The 21,072-nt window shown below is 64.2% G+C and carries 20 protein-coding genes; 6 read left to right on the top strand and 14 right to left on the bottom strand.

Annotated elements, in window-relative coordinates; all coding sequences use genetic code 11:
- Positions 1-4 precede the first annotated feature (4 nt).
- Both lptC and CCE89_RS05445 read left to right on the top strand, forming a co-directional pair.
- Positions 5-670 carry an LPS export ABC transporter periplasmic protein LptC gene (gene lptC / locus CCE89_RS05440; RefSeq protein WP_086437068.1) on the top strand — a complete coding sequence of 222 codons (666 nt, stop codon included), beginning with the start codon at positions 5-7 and terminating at the stop codon, positions 668-670.
- On the top strand, positions 667-1,233 hold the full coding sequence (locus tag CCE89_RS05445; RefSeq protein ID WP_234989963.1) for an LptA/OstA family protein: 567 nt from the start codon (positions 667-669) through the stop codon (positions 1,231-1,233). Before lptC ends, CCE89_RS05445 begins: the two co-directional genes overlap by 4 nt.
- A gap of 38 nt (positions 1,234-1,271) precedes the next feature.
- On the opposite strand, the gene CCE89_RS05450 is transcribed toward CCE89_RS05445, so the two are convergent.
- The 5 genes from CCE89_RS05450 to CCE89_RS05470 form a co-directional block, all read right to left on the bottom strand.
- Positions 1,272-2,675, bottom strand: a complete 1,404-nt coding sequence (locus tag CCE89_RS05450; RefSeq protein WP_086437069.1) for an exopolysaccharide biosynthesis polyprenyl glycosylphosphotransferase — start codon at positions 2,673-2,675, stop codon at positions 1,272-1,274.
- Between the two features lie 128 nt (positions 2,676-2,803).
- Positions 2,804-3,844 carry a DNA polymerase III subunit delta gene (gene holA, locus CCE89_RS05455; protein WP_086437070.1) on the bottom strand — a complete coding sequence of 347 codons (1,041 nt, stop codon included), beginning with the start codon at positions 3,842-3,844 and terminating at the stop codon, positions 2,804-2,806.
- A 10-nt stretch (positions 3,845-3,854) separates the two neighbouring features.
- A complete protein-coding gene (gene lptE / locus CCE89_RS05460) occupies positions 3,855-4,373 on the bottom strand; it encodes an LPS assembly lipoprotein LptE (protein WP_086437071.1) in 519 nt (172 codons plus the stop codon).
- A complete protein-coding gene (gene leuS, locus CCE89_RS05465; protein WP_086437072.1) occupies positions 4,370-6,874 on the bottom strand; it encodes a leucine--tRNA ligase in 2,505 nt (834 codons plus the stop codon). The genes lptE and leuS overlap by 4 nt, the downstream gene beginning before the upstream one ends.
- Before the next feature lie 176 nt (positions 6,875-7,050).
- Positions 7,051-7,503: a DUF3576 domain-containing protein gene (locus CCE89_RS05470; protein WP_234989964.1), complete on the bottom strand. Its 453-nt coding sequence runs from the start codon at positions 7,501-7,503 to the stop codon at positions 7,051-7,053.
- 425 nt (positions 7,504-7,928) lie between these two features.
- Here CCE89_RS05470 and CCE89_RS05475 point away from each other — a divergent pair, with 425 nt between their 5' ends.
- From CCE89_RS05475 to CCE89_RS05485, 3 genes are all read left to right on the top strand, one after another.
- Positions 7,929-8,696 carry a hypothetical protein gene (locus CCE89_RS05475; protein WP_234989965.1) on the top strand — a complete coding sequence of 256 codons (768 nt, stop codon included), beginning with the start codon at positions 7,929-7,931 and terminating at the stop codon, positions 8,694-8,696.
- A 122-nt stretch (positions 8,697-8,818) separates the two neighbouring features.
- Positions 8,819-9,541 carry an acetoacetyl-CoA reductase gene (gene phbB, locus CCE89_RS05480; protein ID WP_086437074.1) on the top strand — a complete coding sequence of 241 codons (723 nt, stop codon included), beginning with the start codon at positions 8,819-8,821 and terminating at the stop codon, positions 9,539-9,541.
- Between the two features lie 58 nt (positions 9,542-9,599).
- Complete coding sequence (locus tag CCE89_RS05485; protein WP_086437075.1) at positions 9,600-9,863, top strand: ribbon-helix-helix domain-containing protein; 264 nt, start codon at positions 9,600-9,602, stop codon at positions 9,861-9,863.
- Between the two features lie 35 nt (positions 9,864-9,898).
- Here CCE89_RS05485 and CCE89_RS05490 read toward each other — a convergent pair whose 3' ends face one another.
- Positions 9,899-10,126, bottom strand: coding sequence for a hypothetical protein (locus tag CCE89_RS05490; RefSeq protein WP_086437076.1), 228 nt, complete (start codon positions 10,124-10,126; stop codon positions 9,899-9,901).
- 70 nt (positions 10,127-10,196) lie between these two features.
- Positions 10,197-11,480 carry a UDP-N-acetylglucosamine 1-carboxyvinyltransferase gene (murA, locus tag CCE89_RS05495; RefSeq protein WP_086437077.1) on the bottom strand — a complete coding sequence of 428 codons (1,284 nt, stop codon included), beginning with the start codon at positions 11,478-11,480 and terminating at the stop codon, positions 10,197-10,199.
- A gap of 117 nt (positions 11,481-11,597) precedes the next feature.
- On the opposite strand from murA, the gene galU reads away from it, so the two are divergent.
- The gene (gene galU, locus CCE89_RS05500; RefSeq protein WP_086437078.1) at positions 11,598-12,482 is read left to right on the top strand and encodes a UTP--glucose-1-phosphate uridylyltransferase GalU; all 885 of its coding nucleotides are present in this window, start codon (positions 11,598-11,600) and stop codon (positions 12,480-12,482) included.
- An 18-nt stretch (positions 12,483-12,500) separates the two neighbouring features.
- Here the strand turns inward: galU and CCE89_RS05505 are convergent, their stop codons facing one another.
- From CCE89_RS05505 to CCE89_RS05535, 7 genes are all read right to left on the bottom strand, one after another.
- Positions 12,501-13,157, bottom strand: coding sequence for a DUF4259 domain-containing protein (locus tag CCE89_RS05505; RefSeq protein WP_086437079.1), 657 nt, complete (start codon positions 13,155-13,157; stop codon positions 12,501-12,503).
- 3 nt (positions 13,158-13,160) lie between these two features.
- A complete protein-coding gene (locus tag CCE89_RS05510; RefSeq protein ID WP_086437080.1) occupies positions 13,161-14,453 on the bottom strand; it encodes a cytochrome P450 in 1,293 nt (430 codons plus the stop codon).
- The gene (locus CCE89_RS05515) at positions 14,453-16,006 is read right to left on the bottom strand and encodes an acyl-CoA synthetase (RefSeq protein ID WP_086437081.1); all 1,554 of its coding nucleotides are present in this window, start codon (positions 16,004-16,006) and stop codon (positions 14,453-14,455) included. Before CCE89_RS05515 ends, CCE89_RS05510 begins: the two co-directional genes overlap by 1 nt.
- A gap of 186 nt (positions 16,007-16,192) precedes the next feature.
- Positions 16,193-16,891: a M23 family metallopeptidase gene (locus CCE89_RS05520; RefSeq protein ID WP_200810298.1), complete on the bottom strand. Its 699-nt coding sequence runs from the start codon at positions 16,889-16,891 to the stop codon at positions 16,193-16,195.
- A 149-nt stretch (positions 16,892-17,040) separates the two neighbouring features.
- Entirely contained in the window at positions 17,041-17,844 is an 804-nt protein-coding gene (locus CCE89_RS05525; protein ID WP_086437082.1) for a ferritin-like domain-containing protein, read from the bottom strand.
- Positions 17,845-17,851: 7 nt separating this feature from the next.
- On the bottom strand, positions 17,852-18,325 hold the full coding sequence (locus CCE89_RS05530; protein ID WP_086437083.1) for a peroxiredoxin: 474 nt from the start codon (positions 18,323-18,325) through the stop codon (positions 17,852-17,854).
- A complete protein-coding gene (locus CCE89_RS05535; RefSeq protein ID WP_086437084.1) occupies positions 18,322-21,018 on the bottom strand; it encodes a bifunctional [glutamine synthetase] adenylyltransferase/[glutamine synthetase]-adenylyl-L-tyrosine phosphorylase in 2,697 nt (898 codons plus the stop codon). Before CCE89_RS05535 ends, CCE89_RS05530 begins: the two co-directional genes overlap by 4 nt.
- Positions 21,019-21,072 lie beyond the last annotated feature (54 nt).

Below are 21,072 nucleotides of genomic sequence, written 5' to 3' on the forward strand. Positions count from 1 at the left end.
TGTCATGGTCGTCAAACGCCGCATCGAAACCAGTGAAGCGAAGGAGCTGCGCGGCAAGCGGCAGCATTTCGCTGCGCCGGGCGGCAGCCATGACAAGCTTGTGCATTTTCTCGCGCGCGCCCTGCCGATGGCGGTCGGGGTGGTTGCCGCGCTGATGATCATCACACCCCTAAGCCCACGCGGCGAGATCAGCTTTCTGCTCGACCGCAACAAGGTGGCGATGATCGACGAGCGCCTCTCGGTCGATAACGCGATGTATCGCGGCCAGGACAACCAGGGGCGGCCTTTTTCGCTTACCGCGGGCGAAGCGGTCCAGCGTTCGAGCAGCGAAGGCATCGTGCGGATGAACGAGCTGATTGCGCGGATCCTCCTGCCCGAAGGTCCCGCACGCATTGCCGCAGACGCCGGCGCCTATGACATCGACGAGGAAGTGATGTCGGTGATCGGCCCGCTGCGCCTCACCGCGGCGGACGGCTATCGCATGGTCGCAAACGATGTATCGGTGAATCTGGAGACCAAGCGGATGACCGGAACCGGCGGAGTCGAAGGCGCAGTGCCCGCAGGGACCTTTTCCGCCGACCGGATCGAGGCCGATTTGGCAGAGCGGACCGTGACCCTTATCGGCAATGCCCAGCTTAGAATGCGCCCGGGCGAATTGAGGATGCCATGATGAAGACTGCCCATCGCAAGCTTGGAACCGTCGCCCTTCGTTCTGGCCTGGGGGCCTTTGCCCTCACGCTCGTCGCGGCAGGCGGGATGCATCTCCACGCTCAGGCAATCGCGGGGCACAATTCGCGCGCGCCTGTCAATTTCGACGCCGGGCGGATCGAGCTGCAGGACCGCCAGAACCGCGTCGTCCTGTCGGGCAGCGTGACCGTGACGCAGGCTGGCCTCACGGTGAAATCGGACCGCATGCTGGTCAACTACAGCGATGCTTCGGGCGTCGACATCAACCGCATCACCGCGACCGGCGGGGTCACCGTGACGCGCGGAAACGAGGCGGCTTCGGGCAATGTCGCGGTCTATGACTTCAGCCGGCGGATCATCACTATGGCGGGCGATGTACGGTTGCGGCGCGGCGGGGATACGCTGTCGGGCGGGCGGCTCGTGATCGACCTCGCCAGCGGCGTTTCGAGCGTCGACGGCCAGGCTTCGGGTTCGACCGGAGTTGCCGGAACCACCGAAACACGCGGCGGCCGCGTGACCGGTAGCTTCACCGTTCCGCAGGATTGAGCTGCGAGCGCGGTAGCTATCCGCGCCAGCGAGGCGTCCTAGAAAGCGCGCTCGTGCCGCAGCACCCGCAAGGTGCGAATAACGATCGCGACGTCGCGCATCAGTGACCAGCCACTGATATATTCTAGATCCGATTGAAGGCGATCGGTCAGATCGCGCTCATGCTCGGTGCTGCCGCGATAGCCGCGCACCTGCGCGAGTCCCGTCAGCCCCGGACGCAGCGAGTGACGCCGCCAGTAACGTGCGTCGATATCCCAGAACAGCTTGTCATTCGCCCGGCTCCCGACCGCATGGGGTCGCGGTCCGACGATCGACATGTCCCCGCGCAGCACGTTCCATAGCTGGGGCAACTCGTCGATACTGGTCGCGCGCAAAAAGCGCCCGATCCGCGTCACCCGCTCATCCTCGCGGCAAGTCGACTGCTGTCCGTCCGCGTCCTGCGCCTCGGCCCGCATTGTGCGCAGTTTGACCATGTCGAAGAAGCAATTGCCCCGGCCGAGCCGTCGCTGGACAAAAAATACCGGCCCGCCATCCTCAAACTTGATGCGCAGCGCGGCCCAGGCGAGCAGCGGCGAGAGCAGGACGAGACCGGCCGACGCCAACGCGATATCGAACAGCCGCTTGGCGGCGCGGGCCCGAATGCCGAGCGGACCGGTCGAGACGATCAAGGTCGTGCTGCTCTGCGCCGGATAGTGGTTTACGCCGAGCGCCCCCAGCGCATGGAGCGGCTTGCTGACGATCTCGCCGCGCACGCCTGACGACTTGAGTAACATTGCCCAGCGTTCATGCCTCACCGGCGGGCAGGTCACGATCACCCGGTCCTGATGCTGGGTCAGCTTGCCAAGCCGGTCGAGCAGGAAGGGATCGTCGCTCACCGGGACCAGCCCGACTTCGGAAGCGGCGAGGTGGGTCGCCTTGTCCAGCCGGAACGCAGGCCCGCCATCCTCGATCACGAGCAGGTTGCGCACCCGCCCGCCCCAGCGCCTCCGGATCAGCCGGATGGCGATCCAGCGATAGAGGCCGAACAGGGCCAGCGTCAGCACCAGCCCCAGGGTGAAGCTGACGCGCGAGAAGTTCGCGTTCGCCTTGAGAAAAAAGGCGATGAAGTTGAGCAGCGCGGCAGACCCGATGAGCGCGACCCCAACTTTGCGCATCGCGTGCCGCCAATCCTCCAGCACTTGCGCGCTATAGGTCTGGCTGAGCAAGGCGATGGTCACGAACACAGCGCTGAGAGCGGTCGCCTGCATTTGCGCGCGCCACTCCATCCATACGCCCTCATAAATCAAGCCCGCGAGGATGAAGCCGGTTTGCAGGGCGGCAAGATCGAGGATCAGAAGCGCGATGAACGCACGGATGCGGCGCTTTTCAAGCGGCACCGAGGCGCCGCCAAGCCGGACGCCGAAGCCTTGCGCCTTGGCCAGATCCTGCGCCGGTTTGTTCATGAGGCCCGCGGTCCCGTCATGACGCGGGAATCTATGGCTAATTCTACGTAATGTGGAGCAACGGTCCGTTAAAATCTGTTCATTAGATTTTCTGCGCAGTCGCGCATCCGCCACCCGGAAAGCCGGCTCTATCTGCGAGAGGCGAACCGCGCGATCTCCACAAGCTCCTGTGCCAGCAGTGTTTCTGCCGCCTGGCTGTTGGCGAGCAGTGCGCGGTGGAGCGCCATCAGGCGCGGCCCGAGCCGTTCGAGCTTGCGGCGATTCCAGCGTGCCATCTGGCCGCGAATTTCGCGTTCCTCGCGCCAGAATATGCCGAGCTGCGCCTTCTCGCCCTTGCCGAGATTATCGAACGACCCGCGTGGCCCGAGCCTGGCGGTAATCTGCGCCAGCTGCGATGCGCGGCGCTCGATCGCCAGAAGCAGCCCGACCGGATTGATGCCGTGCTCGCGCATTCGGCGAATCTCCCGGTCGAGCTTGCCCGTCTCGCCCGACAGCACCGCGTTGACGAGCGGCATGAAGCCATCCTCTTCGGTCGCGGCGCCAATCGCTTCGAGATCGTCCGGGTCGACCGGCTTGGGCGCTTGCGGGGAAGCATCGCAATAGAGAGCGAGCTTGGTCACTTCGGATTGGGCGAGCCGCACGTCAAGCCCGGAGGCCCGCGCGATCCGCTCGGCCAGATCGCCGGAAAGACGCAGACCCGCAGCATCGGCCATCTGCCGGACCGACATGGCGACGGTGGAAAGATCGGGCGGGTAGAACATCGCCACCAGCGCATCCTTGCGCTTTTCGAGCAGTTTCGCGGTGCGCGACTTGTCTGTTGCCGACGTCGCCACCACCAGCACCGGGGCAGCGTCGCCCGCGCCCGCGTCGCGCGTCTCGATGAGCGTCTTCAATGCGTCGTGCGCCTCGTCGCCATTGGCCCGGACATAAATGTGCCGCTTCTCGCCGAAGAGCGAGTTCGAGCGCGCCTCGTCACCGAGCATGGCCGGGTCCTTGCGCAGGTCGGCGCCCGAAATTTCAAATCGCTCGCCTGCGTCGGGAAGCAACTCGGTGATCTGCGCCGCGGCAGCCGAAGCGCCCGCTTCGTCCGGACCGCAGAAGAAGAACATCGCGCATTGGGCAGCGGCCCGCTCGGCAGTCTGGCGGAAATCGCGCTGGGTCGCCTTCATTCCCGGCCCATCATTCCGGGGAAGCGCCAGCCTCGCGCTCCCGCAGCGTCAGCGCGATGCGGCGGACCATACGGTCGGCGATGTCCTTCGCGAGGTTTTCGAGCGCGCGCTGTTCAGCCGCGATCGTCGCATATTCGCTCGAGACGACATCGATGCCGGCATCCGATCCGGCGGTCGCATCGAGCAGGATTTCATCGCTGGTGATATCGATCAGCTGGTAGCGTGCGCGCAGAATGCGCCGTTCCCGGCTGATCGTGTCGTCGTTGAGAACGCCCAGCCCCTCGAGCGAATCGTCGAGCCTGACATCGAGCCGGTAACGCGCTGCGGCCTCGCCCGCGACGCCGAGCTTGTCGTTCAGCGCATTGCGGACCAGCCAGCCTGCCCGGCCCGGAATTGCAGGGACTTCGACTGCGGCGAGGCCCTGTGCGACCGGGGCGCTGGCACCGCCGGCATACATCGGCTGCAACCCGCATGCCGAAAGCGACAGACAGGCCGCTGACAGCGCCAGAAAGGCGGCAGAGCGCGTCATGTCACGATATTTACCAGCCTGTCGGGCACCACGATCACCTTGCGGATGTCTGCTCCATCGATCGAACGCTGGACCTTCTCGCTCGCCAGCGCAAGCGCTTCGAGGTCTTCTTTCGATGCGCCCTTGGGCGCGGTCAGCGTGTCGCGCAGCTTGCCCATGTGCTGGACAGCGATGGTCACCTCGTCCTCGACCAGCAGGGCGGGATCGACCTCGGGCCATGCGGCGTCGGCGATGAGTCCGCTATTGCCAGCTTTGGCCCAAGCTTCTTCCGCGAGGTGCGGCATCATCGGGCTGACGAGCATCAGCACGGTGCGGATCGCGAAATTGCGCGAAGCGGAGGGCTGCGCCTTTTCCGCCGCAGACGTTAGCTCGTAAATCCGCGCAACAGCCTTGTTGAAGGAAAGCGCCTCGATATCTTCGGCAACCGCCGCGATCGCCTGATGCGCCTTGCGCTCCAGCGCCTTGTCCTCGCCCGTCGCATTCGGGTCGGCGCTTTCGAACAGACGCCACAACCGCTGGACGAAGCGGCCGCAGCCTTCGATCCCGGCTTCGGACCACGGCAAATCGCGTTCGGGCGGGCTGTCGGACAGCATGAACCAACGCACCGCGTCGGCGCCGAAGCGCGCGATGATCGCATCGGGATCGACCACGTTCTTCTTAGACTTGGACATCTTGATGACGCGGCCCGCAGTAACCGGCGCGCCATCCTCGATCGTGACCCAATCGGCCCCGTCCTTGCGCACTTCGTCGGGCGAGAGCCAGCTGCCGTCACCCAGCTGATAGGTCTCGTGCGTCACCATGCCCTGCGTGAACAGGCTCGCGAAAGGCTCGGCGAAATCGACGAGGCCCATGTGCTTCAATGCGCGCGTCCAGAAGCGGGCGTAGAGCAGGTGCAGGATCGCGTGCTCGATCCCGCCGATATATTGTTCGACCGGCAGCCACTTGGCGACTTCTTCCTTGTCGAACGGCTTGTCGGCGGGCTGGCTGGCGAAGCGCAGGAAGTACCAGGAAGAGTTGGTGAAGGTGTCGAGCGTGTCGGTCTCGCGCTCGGCCTTGCCGCCGCACCCGGGGCATTCGACATGCTTCCATGTCGGGTGGCGCAGCAGCGGATTGCCCGGCGTCTGGAAATCGACATCTTCCGGCAGGGTGACCGGCAACTGGTCCTTCGGCACCGGAACCACACCACAGGTGTCGCAATGGATGAAGGGGATCGGCGTACCCCAGTAACGCTGGCGCGAAACGCCCCAGTCGCGCAGGCGCCAGACGGTTTTGCCTTCGCCCCAGCCTTCGCCTTCGGCGCGCGCGTTGACGGCGGCCTTGGCCTCTTCGACGCTCATGCCGTTGAGGAAATCCGAATTGACGATCACGCCGTCACCGGCCTCTGCCTCGCCTGCGAAGGGCTTGTCGGCATCTTCGGGTGAAGACGCGACCACGCGGGTGATCGGCAGCTCGTATTTGGTCGCGAATTCGAAGTCGCGCTGGTCGTGCCCCGGCACACCCATGACCGCGCCGGTGCCGTAATCCATCAGCACGAAGTTCGCGATGAAGACCGGCAGCGGCTCCCCGGTGAAGGGATGGCGGGCGGTGATGCCGGTGTCGAAGCCCAGCTTCTCGGCCGTTTCGAGTTCGGCGGCGGTGGTGCCGCCCTTCTTGCACCGCTCGATGAAATCGCGCGCGGCGTCGCTGTCGAGTGTCTGCGCCACGGGATGGTCGGCGGCAACCGCGACGAAGCTCGCGCCGAAGATCGTGTCGGGCCGGGTCGAATAGACCGGCAGCTTGTCGCCGTTCGACAGATCGAAGCTGAACTCGAGGCCCTGCGACTTGCCGATCCAGTTCTCCTGCATCAGCCGGACCTTCTCGGGCCAGTCCTCGAGCGTATCGAGGCCGTCGAGCAAGTCCTCGGCGAAATCCGTGATCTTCAGGAACCACTGGTTGAGCTTGCGCTTCTCGATCTCCGCCCCCGAACGCCAGCCCTTGCCATCGATGACCTGCTCGTTGGCAAGCACGGTCATGTCGACCGGGTCCCAGTTGACCTCGCTTTCCTTGCGGTAAACAAGACCGGCAGCATACATGTCGAGGAACAGCGCCTGTTCGTGCCCGTAATATTCGGGATCGCAGGTGGCGATTTCGCGGCTCCAGTCGAGCGCGAAGCCGATGCGCTTCAGCTGCGCCTTCATCGTTTCGATATTGTCGCGGGTCCAGCCGCCCGGATGCACGCCCTTTTCCATCGCGGCGTTTTCCGCCGGCATGCCGAAGGCGTCCCAGCCCATCGGATGGAGAACTTCGTGTCCGCGCATCTTCTTGTAGCGCGCGAGCACGTCCCCCATGGTGTAATTGCGGACGTGGCCCATGTGGATGCGCCCCGAAGGATAGGGGAACATCTCGAGCACGTAGCTCTTGGGCTTCGCTGAATTGCTGTCGGCCTCGAAAGTACCGGCCTCTTCCCAGGCGCGCTGCCAGCGGCCGTCGGCCTGGGACGGATCGAAACGCGTATCGGTCATGCAATGCCTGTTAGGGATTTCACATGCGAATGGAAGCGCGTTGCTGGGGCTTCAACGGATTTTGCCGAGATCGTGGCGAAAATTCCGAACCGGTATGACCGGCGCGCAGCGACCTTGCGGGTCGTGAGCACCGGAAACGCACCGGGCGGGGATTTGCAGCCCGACTATCGGTGAAATCAGGAAGCCACAGCCTTGCGGCGCAGTTCGCGGGCTTTCGTCAGGATAATGTCTTCGAGCTTCTGCACGGTGGCAGCCTGCACGGGTGCCTCGACCCAGTTGCCGCCCTGGGCCACCTGGCGGCTCGCCGCAACCCGCAGCGCATCGGCGCGCAGATCGGTGTCGAGGATGGTGACGGTCATCTTCACGCGCTCGCCCGGATTCTGCGGATTCGCATACCAGTCGGTCACGATCACGCCGCCGGCGCTGTCAGCCTGCAGCAGCGGTGCGAAGCTGACCGTCTCGAGCGCGGCACGCCAGAGATAGGAGTTCACACCGATCGTGTTGACCTGCGCCGCAGCGAGATCGGCCTGGGGACGCTCGTTTCCGCCACAGGCGGCCAGCGTAGCCAGCGCCGCGCCGGTGAGCGCGATACGGGCCCAATTGCGGGCAGGGCGGCGAAAACTTGTCACGGATAGTCCTCCAAAGGCATTTGCGAGCGCGCCTGTCTCGCGGGCTCGTTTCTCAGGCGCTCTATAACTTGCTCCTCGCACCCGGCAAGGCATCAAGCAAGCCCATTCACTGCTGGCTGACGCCAAGCGTGGACAGACCGACCGCCGCAGCGGCAATCGACCATGGGACTTTTTGCGCTTTACGGGGCATGAATAGACAAGCTGGCCAGCCCGTCTGTTGACTCATTGCAACAGAATCTTGCGCATTCCTCGTGAAAAGCACCTAACCGATTGCGCGCAAGGCATTAGCACCCCTAGTCTATTGAAATCCGATGCGAGTCGCACGTGAATTGCCCTGCCAAGTCAGGAACGGTTCAGCCAGAATGCGATTAATGTATAGGATATGTGCCGCAACTCCGCGGCGCGGACTGGGAGAAGCTGGGGCAATGGCCAAGGCTGAAGTAGCAAAGGCGGTAACGCCAAAGGCAGGCATGGGGCGCAAGCTTCCCTTGCTGCTTGCTGCTGCCGGGCTGGCTTTCGGCGTCCCCTCGGCCGGCCTCGCGGTCGTCGCCTTCTCCGATGCGCCGGGTGTTCAGGCCCCGGAAGGTCACGGATTTTTCACGCCAGCCACGGTCGATCCGCAGTTGGCGCTGCGTGTGCAGCAGCAGGCGATAAGCGAAGGCATTCGGTTCACTCCCGCAGGCAGCGCGACCAAGCGCGACCGCACGGTGACCGTCGCCGTCCGTGTCGATGGCGACACGGCGCGTGCGATCTCGATCCGCAACGCCATCGATACTGTTCCCGGTACGCGCGAGAGTCTTTCGACGGCAATCGCCCCGACCAAATACGATCTCGGCATTGCGCGCGGGTATCAGAGCTTCGCTCGCCCGACCGTGCTGCCCGACAGCGTTCGCAAGATCGACATGCCCGATCTGTCGAGCTTCGAGCCCGCCGGCCCGACCGCAGCTGACAAGCCGAGCCGGTTCCAGCCGCGCATCGCGCTGGAGGACAAGGAAAACGCCGGACGCACCCGTGGCACGCTCGAAGGGCTGGGCCGCCAGTCGGTCGATGTCGGCGGCGCCTATCGTGTGACCCGCAATCTCGACGTCACGGCGGGTGTGCGAATTTCGCAGGAGCGCGATCGCATCGATCCGCTTACCGACTCGGCGCAGGACAGCCAGGCGGTCTATGTCGGAACCCAGTTCCGCTTCTGATACTCGCCAGCGAAACGCGATCATTCGTATGCAAGACCCCGCTTTGGCGGGGTTTTTCTTTGCCAGATGAAGGGGCGCGGTTAAGCTGAAGGCGAGAGGACGCGAGAAAGGGGAATCGAACAATGGCGCGCGTAGCAGTTGTCACCGGCGGAACGCGGGGAATCGGCAAGGCCATCACCGACCGCTTGAAACGGCAGGGACACAAGGTTATCGCCAATTACGGCGGCAATGACGAAGCGGCGCAGGCCTTTTCGAAGGAAACCGGCATTCCGGTCGCCAAGTGGGATGTCGGCGATCACGAGGCCTGTCTCGAAGGATGCGCCGCGATCGAGGCGGAACATGGCCCCATCGACATCGTCATCAACAACGCCGGTATCACCCGCGACGCCACTCTGCACCGGATGAGCTTCGACGACTGGAACGACGTGATACGCGTCAACCTCGGCGGCTGCTTCAACATGGCCAAGGCGACCTTCCCCGGAATGCGCGAGCGCGGCTGGGGCCGCATCGTCAACATCGGTTCGATCAACGGGCAGGCCGGGCAGTATGGCCAGGTCAATTATGCCGCGGCGAAATCGGGCATCCACGGTTTCACCAAGGCACTGGCTCAGGAAGGCGCCAAGTTCGGCGTTACCGTCAACGCGATCGCGCCCGGCTATATCGATACCGACATGGTCGCCGCCGTACCCGAACCGGTGCTCGAGAAGATCGTTGGGAAGATCCCGGTCGGCAGGCTCGGCATGGCAGAGGAAATCGCGCGCGGCGTGGCTTTCCTCACCAGCGAGAACGGCGGCTTCATGACCGGCTCGACCATGTCGATCAACGGCGGCCAGCACATGTACTGATAGGCTTGGGCAGGCCCCGGGCTTTCGCGATTGCCAGGACCAGCCTAAGGATCACGGCGTGACGCATGCGCCGCCTTATCACCCGCCGGTCAAACGCTCGGTCGAGATCGCCGGGCACAAGACCTCGATCAGCCTCGAACCGATGTTCTGGGACATGCTGCGCGATGCGGCGGCCGAAGAAGGCGTGCCGGTCAATGCGGTCGTGGCGCGGATCGACGAGGAGCGCATCCAGTCGGAGACGCCGCCGGGGCTTGCCGGCGCCATCCGCATCTGGCTGGTCGCACGAATGAGAGCGCGCATGAAAAAGGGCGACCCCGCGTAACGAGATCGCCCTTTCGGGGGGTCGGTGAAATGGGTTTAGTACTTGGCGGTCGCGTCGCTCGCCGGATAGGTTTCGTCGAGCGCTTCGTCCGTCTTGCTCATGGCATCGCCCTTGGTGCCGGTGGACTCGGCCCCCGCATTGCGGAAGCTGCCTCGCGGTTCGCCATCGGCGAAAGCCACGCCATTCTTGTCGATCTTCGATTTTTCGTACGCGCGATAGCCGACGTAGCCGAGCGCGCCGAGTGCTGCGAGTTTGATAAGCATAGTGCACGTCCTTTCTTACCCCACCAACGGTCGAGGGGAGAGAAAGGTCCGGCAATTTCGGTGGCTTGATCTAGTCGTCGCCGACCCGTTCGATATCTGCGCCGACCAGCTGGAGCTTCTCCTCCAGCCGCTCGTAACCGCGGTCGAGATGGTAGATCCGGCGAACCGTGGTCTCACCCTCTGCAGCCAGCGCTGCGATGACGAGCGACATGGAAGCGCGCAGGTCGGTCGCCATCACTTCCGCGCCGGTCAGCTTGTCGACGCCCTTCACGATCGCGGTGCGGCCTTCGGTTTCGATGTCCGCACCCATGCGGCTCAGCTCGGGCACGTGCATGTACCGATTTTCGAAAATCGTTTCCTTGAGCACGCTGGTGCCCTGCGCCTTGCACAACAGCGCCATGAATTGCGCCTGCATGTCAGTGGCGAGCCCCGGATAAGGGGCGGTAGTCAGGTTGGTCGGCTTGAGCGGACCATTGGCGCGGACATGGATGCCCTTGCGGTCTTCCTCCACCTCGACGCCGATATTGCGCAGTGCGTGGATCGTTGCCGCCATTTCTTCGGCATTCGCGCCTTCCAGCCGGACGTCGCCACCGGTGATCGCCGCGGCGCAGGCGTAAGAGCCCGCCTCGATCCGGTCGGCCATCACCTTGTAGGTCGCGCCGTTGAGCCGGTCGACGCCGTGGATCACGAGGTCCGAGGTGCCAATGCCCTCGATCTCCGCGCCCATCGCGGTGAGGAGGTTGCACAGGTCGATGATTTCGGGTTCGCGCGCCGAGTTGAACAGTCGCGAGGTGCCCTTGGCGAGGACGGCCGCCATCACCGCGTTCTCGGTCGCGCCGACAGAAACGACGGGGAAGTCGAATTCGCCGCCGGGCAGCCCGCCCGCAGGCGCGGTCGCCCTCACATAGCCTTGCGCGAGCTCGATCTCGCCGCCGAGCGCTTCCAAAGCCTTCAAGTGGAGGTCGATCGGCCGGTTTCCGATGGCGCAGCCGCCGGGCATCGAGACGGTCGCTTCGCCGGCACGCGCCAGCATCGGGCCGAGTACGAGGATCGAGGCGCGCATCTTGCGCACCAGGTCGTAGGGCGCGACGGTAGAGGTCAGGCGCGGCGCTTCGAAGGTCACGACACGGCCGAAATCTTCGGGCCGCTTGCCCTGGATCCCGACGGAAACTCCGAACTGCGTCATCAGGTGCTGGAAGCCGTCAATATCAGCCAGCCGCGGCAGATTTCTGAGCGTCAGCGGCTCTTCGGTGAGCAGCGCGCAGGGAATGAGCGTGAGGGCGGCGTTCTTGGCGCCCGAAATCGGGATAGTCCCTTCGAGGCGATTGCCGCCGCGGATAAGCAGTTTGTCCATGCCAGCGGCTTTAGCCGATTGGCCCCATCCCGCAAGCTTACTTCCCTTATCCCCTTTGGCGGCCCTGCACGGGGAAACGGTTGACCTTGCCAGCGGGCAAACCCTAACCCCTGCACCATGACCACACGCAAACCGATCAAGAAAGCCGTCTTTCCCGTTGCTGGGCTGGGCACGCGCTTCCTCCCCGCGACCAAGGCGATCCCCAAGGAATTGCTGCCGATCGTCGACCGGCCGCTGATCCAGTATGCGGTCGACGAGGCGCGCGAAGCGGGGATCGAGCAGATGATCTTCGTTACCGGGCGCGGCAAGACCGCCATCGTCGAACATTTCGATGTCGCCTACGAGCTTGAAGACACCATGAGCGAGCGCGGCAAGAGCCTCGACATTCTCGAGCCGACGCGGTTCACACCGGGCGACATCATCACCGTTCGCCAGCAGGTGCCGATGGGCCTGGGTCACGCGATCTGGTGCGCCCGCGCCATCGTCGGCGATGAACCTTTCGCCATCTTCCTGCCCGACGAGCTGATGGTCGCCCACAAGGAGGGCGGGACCGGCTGCATGAAGCAGATGGTCGATGCATACGAGAAGGTCGGCGGCAATCTGATCAGCGTGCTCGAAGTGCCGCACGATGAGGTGTCGAGCTACGGAGTGATCGATCCGGGCGCCACCGATGGCGCGCTGACCGAGGTGAAAGGTCTGGTCGAAAAGCCGCCGGTGGAGGAAGCCCCCTCGAACAAGATCGTGTCGGGCCGCTACATCCTCCAGCCCGAAGTCATGCGCACGCTCGAAACGCAGGGCAAGGGCGCGGGCGGAGAGATCCAGCTGACAGATGCAATGGCGAAGATGATCGGCGACCAGCCGTTCCATGCGGTCACCTTCGATGGCCGACGCTATGATTGCGGAAGCAAGCTGGGCTTCGTCGAGGCGACGCTCGCGCTGGCGCTCGAACGCGATGACATGGGCGCGCAAGTGCGCGCCATGGCGGAACGTCTGCTGAAGTAATCGCTCGGGCGACGTCGCTTATTCGCCGTCCCGCTCCAGATCGAGCTTTTTCATGACCCAGTCGAGGAGCTCGTCATCGAACTGCCAGGTCTGCATCATGTGCCGGGGGTGAAGCGCGGCGTTGAGGCACTGCAGATGCACCCATCCGCCCTTCTTCATCGTCGAGATGTCGTCTTCCGCGATGGTGATGTCGATCATGTGAAAGGCACCCTCGCCCATCGGTTCGTCGCAGAACATGCAGGGCGAGAGATTGGGTGTGGGTGCGGCCTTCTTCTTGGGCTTCGAGCGACGGCCCTGCGGCTTGTTGAGCCGTTCCATCAGCTCGGTCACCGCCCGATTCCATTCGCCCGAACCTTCCTCCGTCCATAGATCGACCAGCTCACTACGGCTCATCACTGCCGACAGATTGTTGCGCGCCGTGTCGAACAGCTCGATCGAGGGCTTGCCAAAGCCATGCACTCGCTCGGCCAGACCGGCGGGCATATCCGGATTGTGATGCCCGCGCATCGCGGCGACACATTCCGCCGCTACAATCACGCGTGAGGCCAGATCGGCCTCGATCTTTTCCTGACCCTCCGCCGCGAACTCGGCCTTCACATCGTCGAGGCTTTCGATCTCGCCAGCGAAGTCGAGCGCGGCGTCATTCTCGAAACTTCCTGCCCCCCAGGCGCCCATGCGTCAGGCCCCCGTGAACCGAACCGGCAGCGACTTGAGCCCGCCGACGAAGGTCGATGTGGCCCGTTTCGGCTCGCCAGCCAGCTCGATCGTCTCGATCCGGTCGAGCAGCGTTTCGAACAGGATCTTCATCTCCATCCGGGCGAGATGCAGGCCGAGGCACTGGTGCGCGCCGGCCCCGAAGGCGAGATGGCGATTGGGCGAGCGCGCCGCATCGAACTTGCGCGGATCGTCGAATTGCGAAGGATCGTGATTGGCCGCGACATAGTTGATCATCAGCCAGTCGCCCTTCTTTACCTGTTGTCCGCCCAGCTCGACGTCTTCGGCGGCGGTCCGCATGAAATGCTGCACCGGTGTGGTCCAGCGGATCGCTTCTTCGACGATGCCCGGTAGCAGCGAGCGATCTGCGCGCACACGCGCCCATTGTTCGGGGTCCTGCGCCAACGCCTGCATGGCGCCTGCAGTCGAGGCCGAGGTGGTGTCGTGCCCGGCCGTTGCGACGATGATGTAATAGCCCGCCATGTCGCGCTCGGGCAGCGGCTCTCCATCTACGGTCGCATTGGCGATAACGCTGGCGACATCTTCGGTCGGATTGGCCCGGCGATCGGCGGTGATCCCGGCGAAATATTCCTCGAAGTTCTTCACCGCGCCGGCGACCAGCTGGACGACCTGTTCGGGCGTCATGCTGTCCATTCCGGTTCCCGAAAGGTCGGCATCCTGTCCGCCGAACAATTGCTGGGTGAGCATCTGCATGCGCGGCTCATCCTCTTCCGGTACGCCGAGGATCTGCATCACCACATGGAGCGGATAAGGGCCGGACACGAGCTTGACGAAATCGGCCTCTGGCCCCTCCGCCATCAGACGATCGACCGTCGCGTTGGCGATGCCGCGGATCTCCTCCTCCATCCTGGCGAGGTTGCGCGGCATGAACCAGTCCTGCGTCAGCCGCCGGTACTTGGGATGGATCGGCGCATCGAAAACGACCAGCGAATCCACCAGCATGTTGCTGCCGGTCGCCTTGCGGCTGAACTCTATCGCATCGCGGAAGCTGAAGACGACGGGGCGCGGATTGTTGAGGAAGGTCTTGTTGTCCTTCGATATCCGCATGACGTCGTCGTAGCGGGTGACGAGCCAGAACGGGTCGAACAGCTTGCCATCCTCCGGCACGACCTTCGCCACCGGAGTTTCCTCGCGAAGCCGGTCGAAAGTGTCGAGCAACCCGTCCCATTGGGCATAGGAATGCGGGTCGATCACTTCGCGCGCAACGTCGGGCGGAAGAACGGCTTCCCCGGCCATTACGCGGCCCCTTCCGTGGCCTTGGCCGCATATTCGTCGCGCAGCTCGCGTTTGTAGAGCTTGCCATTCGCCTCCCGCGGCAGATCGGGACGGAAATCGAACAGCTTGGGCATCTTGATGCGGGCGAGTTGCGGCGCGAGGTAATCGCGCAGTTCCTGTTCGAGCGAGGCACCGCCATCGCTTTCGACGAGTGCCATGTCGGTCGGCTGGACCACCGCGACAACCTTTTCGCCGAGGTCGGAATCGGGCGCGCCGATCACGGCGGCGTCCATCACCTTGTCATGGCTGACGAGCAGGTTCTCGATCTCCTGCGGGTAGATATTGACCCCGCCCGAGATGATCATGTGGCTCTTGCGGTCGGTCAGATAGAGAAAGCCGTCCTCGTCGACATGGCCGATGTCGCCCAGCGTCATCCAGCCTTTGGGATGCATCGCCTCTGCCGTCTTGGCCGGATCCTTGTGATATGTCGGCAGGATATCGTTCTCGAAATAGATCAGGCCGTCCTGGCCGGCCGGCACTTCTTCGCCATCGGGGCCGCAGATGTGCAGTTTCCCGTGGATCGGGATGCCGACCGTCCCGGGATGGGTGAGCCATTGCTCGGATTTCACCAGCGTCATGCCGATACCTTCCGAGCCGGCGTAATATTCGTTCACGATCGGGCCCCACCATTCGATCATCGCCTGCTTGATCGGGACCGGGCAAGGCGCCGCCGCGTGCAGCGCGCGCTGGTGGGTCGAAAGGTCGTATTTCTCGCGCGCCTCCGGATCGAGCTTCAGGAAGCGGACGAAATGGGTCGGCACCCACTGGCTGTCGGTGACCTTGTATTTCTCGATCGCGGCGAGCGCGCTTTCGGGATCGAATTTTTCCATCATCACGACCGTTCCGCCGAGCCGGTGCGCGGTCGAGCTCCAGCCGATCGGTGCGGCGTGATAGAGCGGAGCGGGCGAAAGATAGACCATGCTGCCATCGGCGGGCATGCCTGCACCCATGGTGGCGAGGCCCATCAGGGGATTGACGGCTTGGGGATCGGGATCCTCCGGCGGCTTGGGGCGGATCCCCTTGGGCCGCCCGGTCGTGCCCGAGCTATAGAGCATGACCATGCCCGCGGTCTGGTCCTCGATCGGATCGGTCGGCTGAGCGCCTAGCGCCGCAGCGAAGTCTTCGTCATCGCCGCTGTCCATGACCAGCACCTCGACATCAGGCGCAGCCTTGCGGATATCGCCGAGCACATCTTGGAAAGCGGTGGAGGTGATGAGCAGCTTCGCTTCGCTGTCCTCCAAGATATAGGCGATCTCGGGCGCGGTGAGGCGGGTAGAGATCGGCACCAGCATGGTCCCGGCGCGCTGCGATCCCCAGATCAGGGTGTAGAAGTCGATCCGGTTTTCCAGCAGCACGGCAAAGGCATCATTCGCCGCCAGGCCGCGTGCTCTCAGAAGATGGGCGAACTGGTTCGACCGGGCGTCCATCTCGCCAAAGGTAATGGTCTCGCCGCTGCCGGCCATGATCACCGCCGGGTGATCGGGTCGCGAAGCTGCGTGCTGAATCGGATGCATCGTGAAGTCTCTCCCTTGCGGCCATTCATAGCCGTCACGTTTCAGGAAGAAACCTAACCAATCGAGACATCACAACAAGCAAAAAGGGGGCGACAATAAAAAAGGCGGCGGGAAAACCCGCCGCCATAATCGGACATCCTCTCCTATGCCCGAACCCGCTTCCAGGCGGGAAACCTGTAAAGAGCGTTACTGGCCGCCCTGGCCGCCGCTCTGCGCAAGGGCAAAGGCCTGCTGCGCTTCGGACTCCACCATATAGGGAATCGGGTTGACAGCAACACCGTCGATGCGGACTTCGTAGTGAAGGTGCGGGCCGGTCGAGCGACCGGTCGAGCCGACATAGCCGATGATGTCGCCCTTCTTCACTTGCTCTCCGGCAGCGACTGCCAGCTTCGACATGTGGGCATAACGGGTTTCGAGATCCGCGCCGTGCTCGATACGCACGAACAGACCGTAGCTGGAGAACCAGTCGGCCCGGCCAACGATCCCGTCAGCGGTGGCGTAGATCGGCGTACCGGTCGGCGCGGCCAGATCGACGCCCTTGTGATTGCGACGACCGCCAATGACCGGGTGATCACGCATGCCATAACCGCTCGAAAGGCGCGAACCGGCAAGCGGCATGCGCGACGGTATCGAAACAGCCGGCTGTGCGGTCGGGCCGGTCGGGCCTGCCGTGTCCAGCGCTTCCCAGCTGGCGAAGAGCTGGCGGAAACGCGTGTCACCCGAAGTGAGCGTTTCGCCCTGTGCCTGACGGACCGGTTCGGTCACATCGGCGGCGGCTGCGGCGGAAGAATTGGCTAGTGCCGGTGTGGCGGCAATCGATGCGATGCCGGCGATCAGCGCCAGGCATGCCTTCGAACTACGAAAAAATGTTGCGACTTTCGTCAATGACCCGTCCTTTTATCAGCGCGCCCCCGCGCCGTGCGATCCGTTTATCGACCCGTTTCGACACTCCCCAACGGTCGAATATCGGGCCACTCGTTAAGCGCCGGAACTTATCGACGCCTTGTGTGTTGCCGAGTTATCGAGCGAAAAGTTTACGAAGCAATACCCGCGTAATAGTCCCGCGATAAACCGGCTGCGAGACGCGCTGAGTCGTTGAACGGTGGCTTAACTGCCCCGTGAAAATGCTTTTCGAGAAGGATTTTCCAAAGGTTTTGGGGGGATTCGCCTGTTTCACCGGCAAGCCGCTCAAAGTGCTTGGTGCCCGCAGCCACATGACGGATTTCATCGTCAAGGATGCGACTCAGGATTTTCGCGCCGTTTACATCTCCCTGCGCCCGCACCCGCTCCAGCGTCGAAGGCGTGACGTCAAGCCCGCGCGCCTCCAGCACCATCGGCACGACTGCCAGCCGCGCCCGGACGTCGTGCGCGGTGTCCTCCGCCGCCTGCCACAAGCCGTCATGCGCGGGTAATGCGCCGTAGTGGCTCCCCATCGATTCGAGTTTGCGCGCGAGCAGCGCGAAATGCATCGCCTCGTCGGCGGCGACAGAGAGAAAATCGTCGACGAACTCGCGTCCCTGATCGGCGCCGAAGCGCCCTGCCATGTCGAGCGCGAGGTCGATCGCGACGAACTCGATATGCGCCAGCGCGTGCCACAATGCGATTCGCCCGCGCTCCGATCCGCCTTTGGAGCGCCTCGGCATTTCCTTGGGCGCGAGCAGCTGCGGCGAATCAGGCCAGGCCGGCCGATCGGGCATCGCGACGTCGAAATCGAAGGCGAGCTTGCCCTGCCGCCAGTCGCGCACCAGCTTGCGCGTCGCGAAACATTTCGCGCGCGGGTCCGGCGTCAACAATGCCGCGCGAATGGCGCGCGCGATGGTCGGGTCGTTTGACGTCACGACGGAATCAGAGCGCTTTCGCCGCTTCGAGCACCTCTTCGGCGTGGCCCTTTACGCGCACCTTGTTCCAGACCTGCGCGATCTTGCCATCGTCATCGATCAGATAGGTCGTACGGACCATGCCCATATAGGTGCGGCCGTAATTCTTCTTCTCGGTCCAGATCCCGATTGCATCGGACAGCCCGCCTTCCTCGGCATCGGTGGCGAGCGGCGTCGTCAGTTCGTGCTTGGCGATGAAATTCTGATGCTTCTTGGGCGAATCCTTGCTCACGCCGAGAAGCGCAACCCCTGTCTTGTCGAACTCGGGTTTGAGCGCCGTGAAGTCCTTCGCCTCGGTCGTGCAGCCGGGCGTATTGTCCTTGGGATAGAAGAACAGCACCAGCTTCTGCCCCTTGAAGTCGGACACCTTCACCGTGCCGCCATCGGGCGTTTCCATCGCGATGTCGGGCATGACGTCACCGACGCCGGGATTCTCGCTCATATCTCGATCTCCAGTTTCTCGTCGAAGGTCGCCTCCCACGCGGCTGCGACCTCTTGCCGGGCCGCTCTAAAGCGATCCATCAGCCGCGCAAAGTCTTCCTGCCCACAGGCCTGCGCCAATGCCTGTGCCGCTACCTTTGCCGGCTTGACGAGATCGGGCGCAAGCAGGCGCCCGGCGACGAGAATTCGCGTCATCAGGGCATGAGCCTCCACCAGTTCTGTCGGCACCAGTCCGTCGACCGCCAGCTGCGCGCAGGCCCCCGCGAGATCGGGGGTGAGCGCCGTATGATCGCGCAGTTGCAGGAAATGGATGAGGAACTCGAGGTCGACCAGTCCGCCGCGCAGCAGCTTGGCATCGAGCGGCCCTTTCGCTGGCTTGTGCGCCGCCATCTCACCCCGCATCGTCAGCACGTCCTCGCGCAGCCTGGCTACGTCTCGCGGTTGGCACAGGACGCTCTCTATCACCTCCTCGAGCTCCGCCTTCGCCACATCGGATGCGATCAGGACGCGAGCCCGGGTCAGCGCCATATGCTCCCAGGTCCACGCCGCTTCGCGCTGGTACTTGGCGAAACTTTCGAGCGTCGCTGCAAGCGGCCCTTGCGTGCCCTGCGGCCTCAGCCGCGTATCGACTTCGTAAAGCGCGCCCTGAGCAGTCGGGACCGAAAGTGCCGCGCTCACCCGCTGGGCGAGGCGATTGAAATAGTGCGTTGCACCCAGCGGGCGTTCGCCGTCCGATTCCGCGCCCGATTCTCCGGTGAAGAGATAGATGATGTCGAGGTCAGAGGCATGGGTCAGCGCGCCTCCGCCGAACCTCCCAAGCCCCAGCACGATCAGCTCGCTGCCCTCGATATGGCCGTGCCTCCGCGCATATTCCTCGCTCGCCGCTTCATGGGCGACTTTCAGGCCCGCTTCTGCGGTGCGTGACAGCGCCTCTGCAATGTCGAGCGGGTCGTGCACCGCCTGGATCAATTGCAGGCCGAGCGTGAAGCGCTGCTCGCCGGTGACCACGCGGATCCGGTCGAGGCGGCGTTCGTAGTCGGCATCCGCATCGCGAGCGCGCATGCGCTTTGCCAGCGCGTCGACGCTGCCGGGCAGATCGAGCGCGCTCTTGTCGATCAGCGTGTCGAGCAGTTCGGGATGCCGTCCGAGTTCATCGGCAAGGGTCGGAGCAAGGGTAAGCATCGCCAGCAATTGGTCGAGCAGGCCGGGTCGCGCTTCCAGCAGGCGGAAGAGATTGATCGCCGAGGAGGCATTGGAGAGGAGGTTCTCCCACCTGACCAACGCCCGTTCGGGATCGTCAGCCCCGGCCAGCGCATCGAGCAGCGCAGGCAGCATCGCATCGAAGGCTTCGAGTGCGGCCGGGGATCGAAGCGCGCGGTAGCGCCCGTCGCGCCAGCCAGCGATGCGATCTGCCAATCGCGCAGGCTCGGCAAAGCCGAGTTTGTCGAGATGGCCCTCCGTGCCCGCATCGATCTCGGCGGCGATGGTCGCGTCCTCGCCCTCGGTGATAAGCGTATCGTAGGACCGGGCGACGGCCTCTGTAATTGCGCGCAGTTCCTCCACCAGCGCCGCACCATCCGCCAGCCCGTCGAGCCGCGCCACGCTGTCGAGCGCGTCGCCTTCGGGCAGAGCATGGGTCTGGCGGTCATGAACCATTTGCAGCCGGTGCTCGACGACGCGCAGCCGGTCATAGGATTCGCCCAGCATCTGCGCTTCCTCGGCCGCGATCAGCCCGGCGCCCGCCAGCGCATCGAGCGCCTCCCGCGTACCGCGCACCCTCAGGGAGCGATTGCGCCCCCCGTGGATCAGCTGATGTGTCTGGGCGAAGAATTCGATCTCGCGAATTCCGCCGCGCCCGTGCTTCAAATTGAAGCCCGGCCCGACATCCTTCGGCCCCTTGTAATTGGCGCGAATCCGCTGGGTGAGCCTGCGGATCTCTTCGATTGCACCGAAGTCGAGGCTCGATCGCCAGACGAAGGGCTGGATCTGGCGAAGGAACTGCTCGCCCGCCTCGATATCGCCGGCCGCCGCGCGCGCGCGAATGTAAGCCGCCCGCTCCCAGGCGAGCGCCATGCTTTCATAGTGCGTGAGCGCCGCATTGCACGAAATCGCAAGCGGGCTGACTTCGCTCGCCGGGCGCAGGCGCAGGTCGACGCGGAAGACATAGCCTTCGTCCGTCGTCTCGCCGAGCAGTTTGACCACCTCGCGCGCATAGCGTTGTGCCGCTTCGCCGGGCTCGTCCCGCACCCGGCGGGGCAGGGTTTGGGGATCGTACAGCAGGATCGGGTCGATGTCGGATGAATAGTTGAGCTCATGCGCGCCGTGCTTGCCCAGGGCGAGGGCAATCATGCCATTGGGATCGCCGCTCTCCACCCGCCGGGTGATCGCCTCGCTGATGGCGAAGCCGAGCGCGCGGTCGGCGAGGTCGGACAATTCGACCATCACGGTGTCGAGCGAAAATGCCCCGGCCAGATCGCCCACCGCCAGCGCGGTCGCATAGCCGAGCCGTTCGCGCCGCAGGGCTGCGCCCACCGATGGTGCGTCCGCTCCGGCCTGCCGCGCCCATTCGAGCGCCGCATCGCCTTCACCGCTCGCCAGCAAGCTTTCGAGTTCGGGCTGACGGGACAGCGCGCGTGCGAGAAAAGGCGCCTCCGCCTTCGCGCGCTCCAGTGCGTCTCTCCATTCGCTCGCCATATCCGCTCCCTGCCCGCAGCAGCGGGCGCACGCAAGCGCTGCCGCCTTGCCCCG

The sequence above is a fragment of the Altererythrobacter xiamenensis genome (assembly GCF_900177715.1).
Lineage (GTDB): Bacteria > Pseudomonadota > Alphaproteobacteria > Sphingomonadales > Sphingomonadaceae > Erythrobacter > Erythrobacter xiamenensis.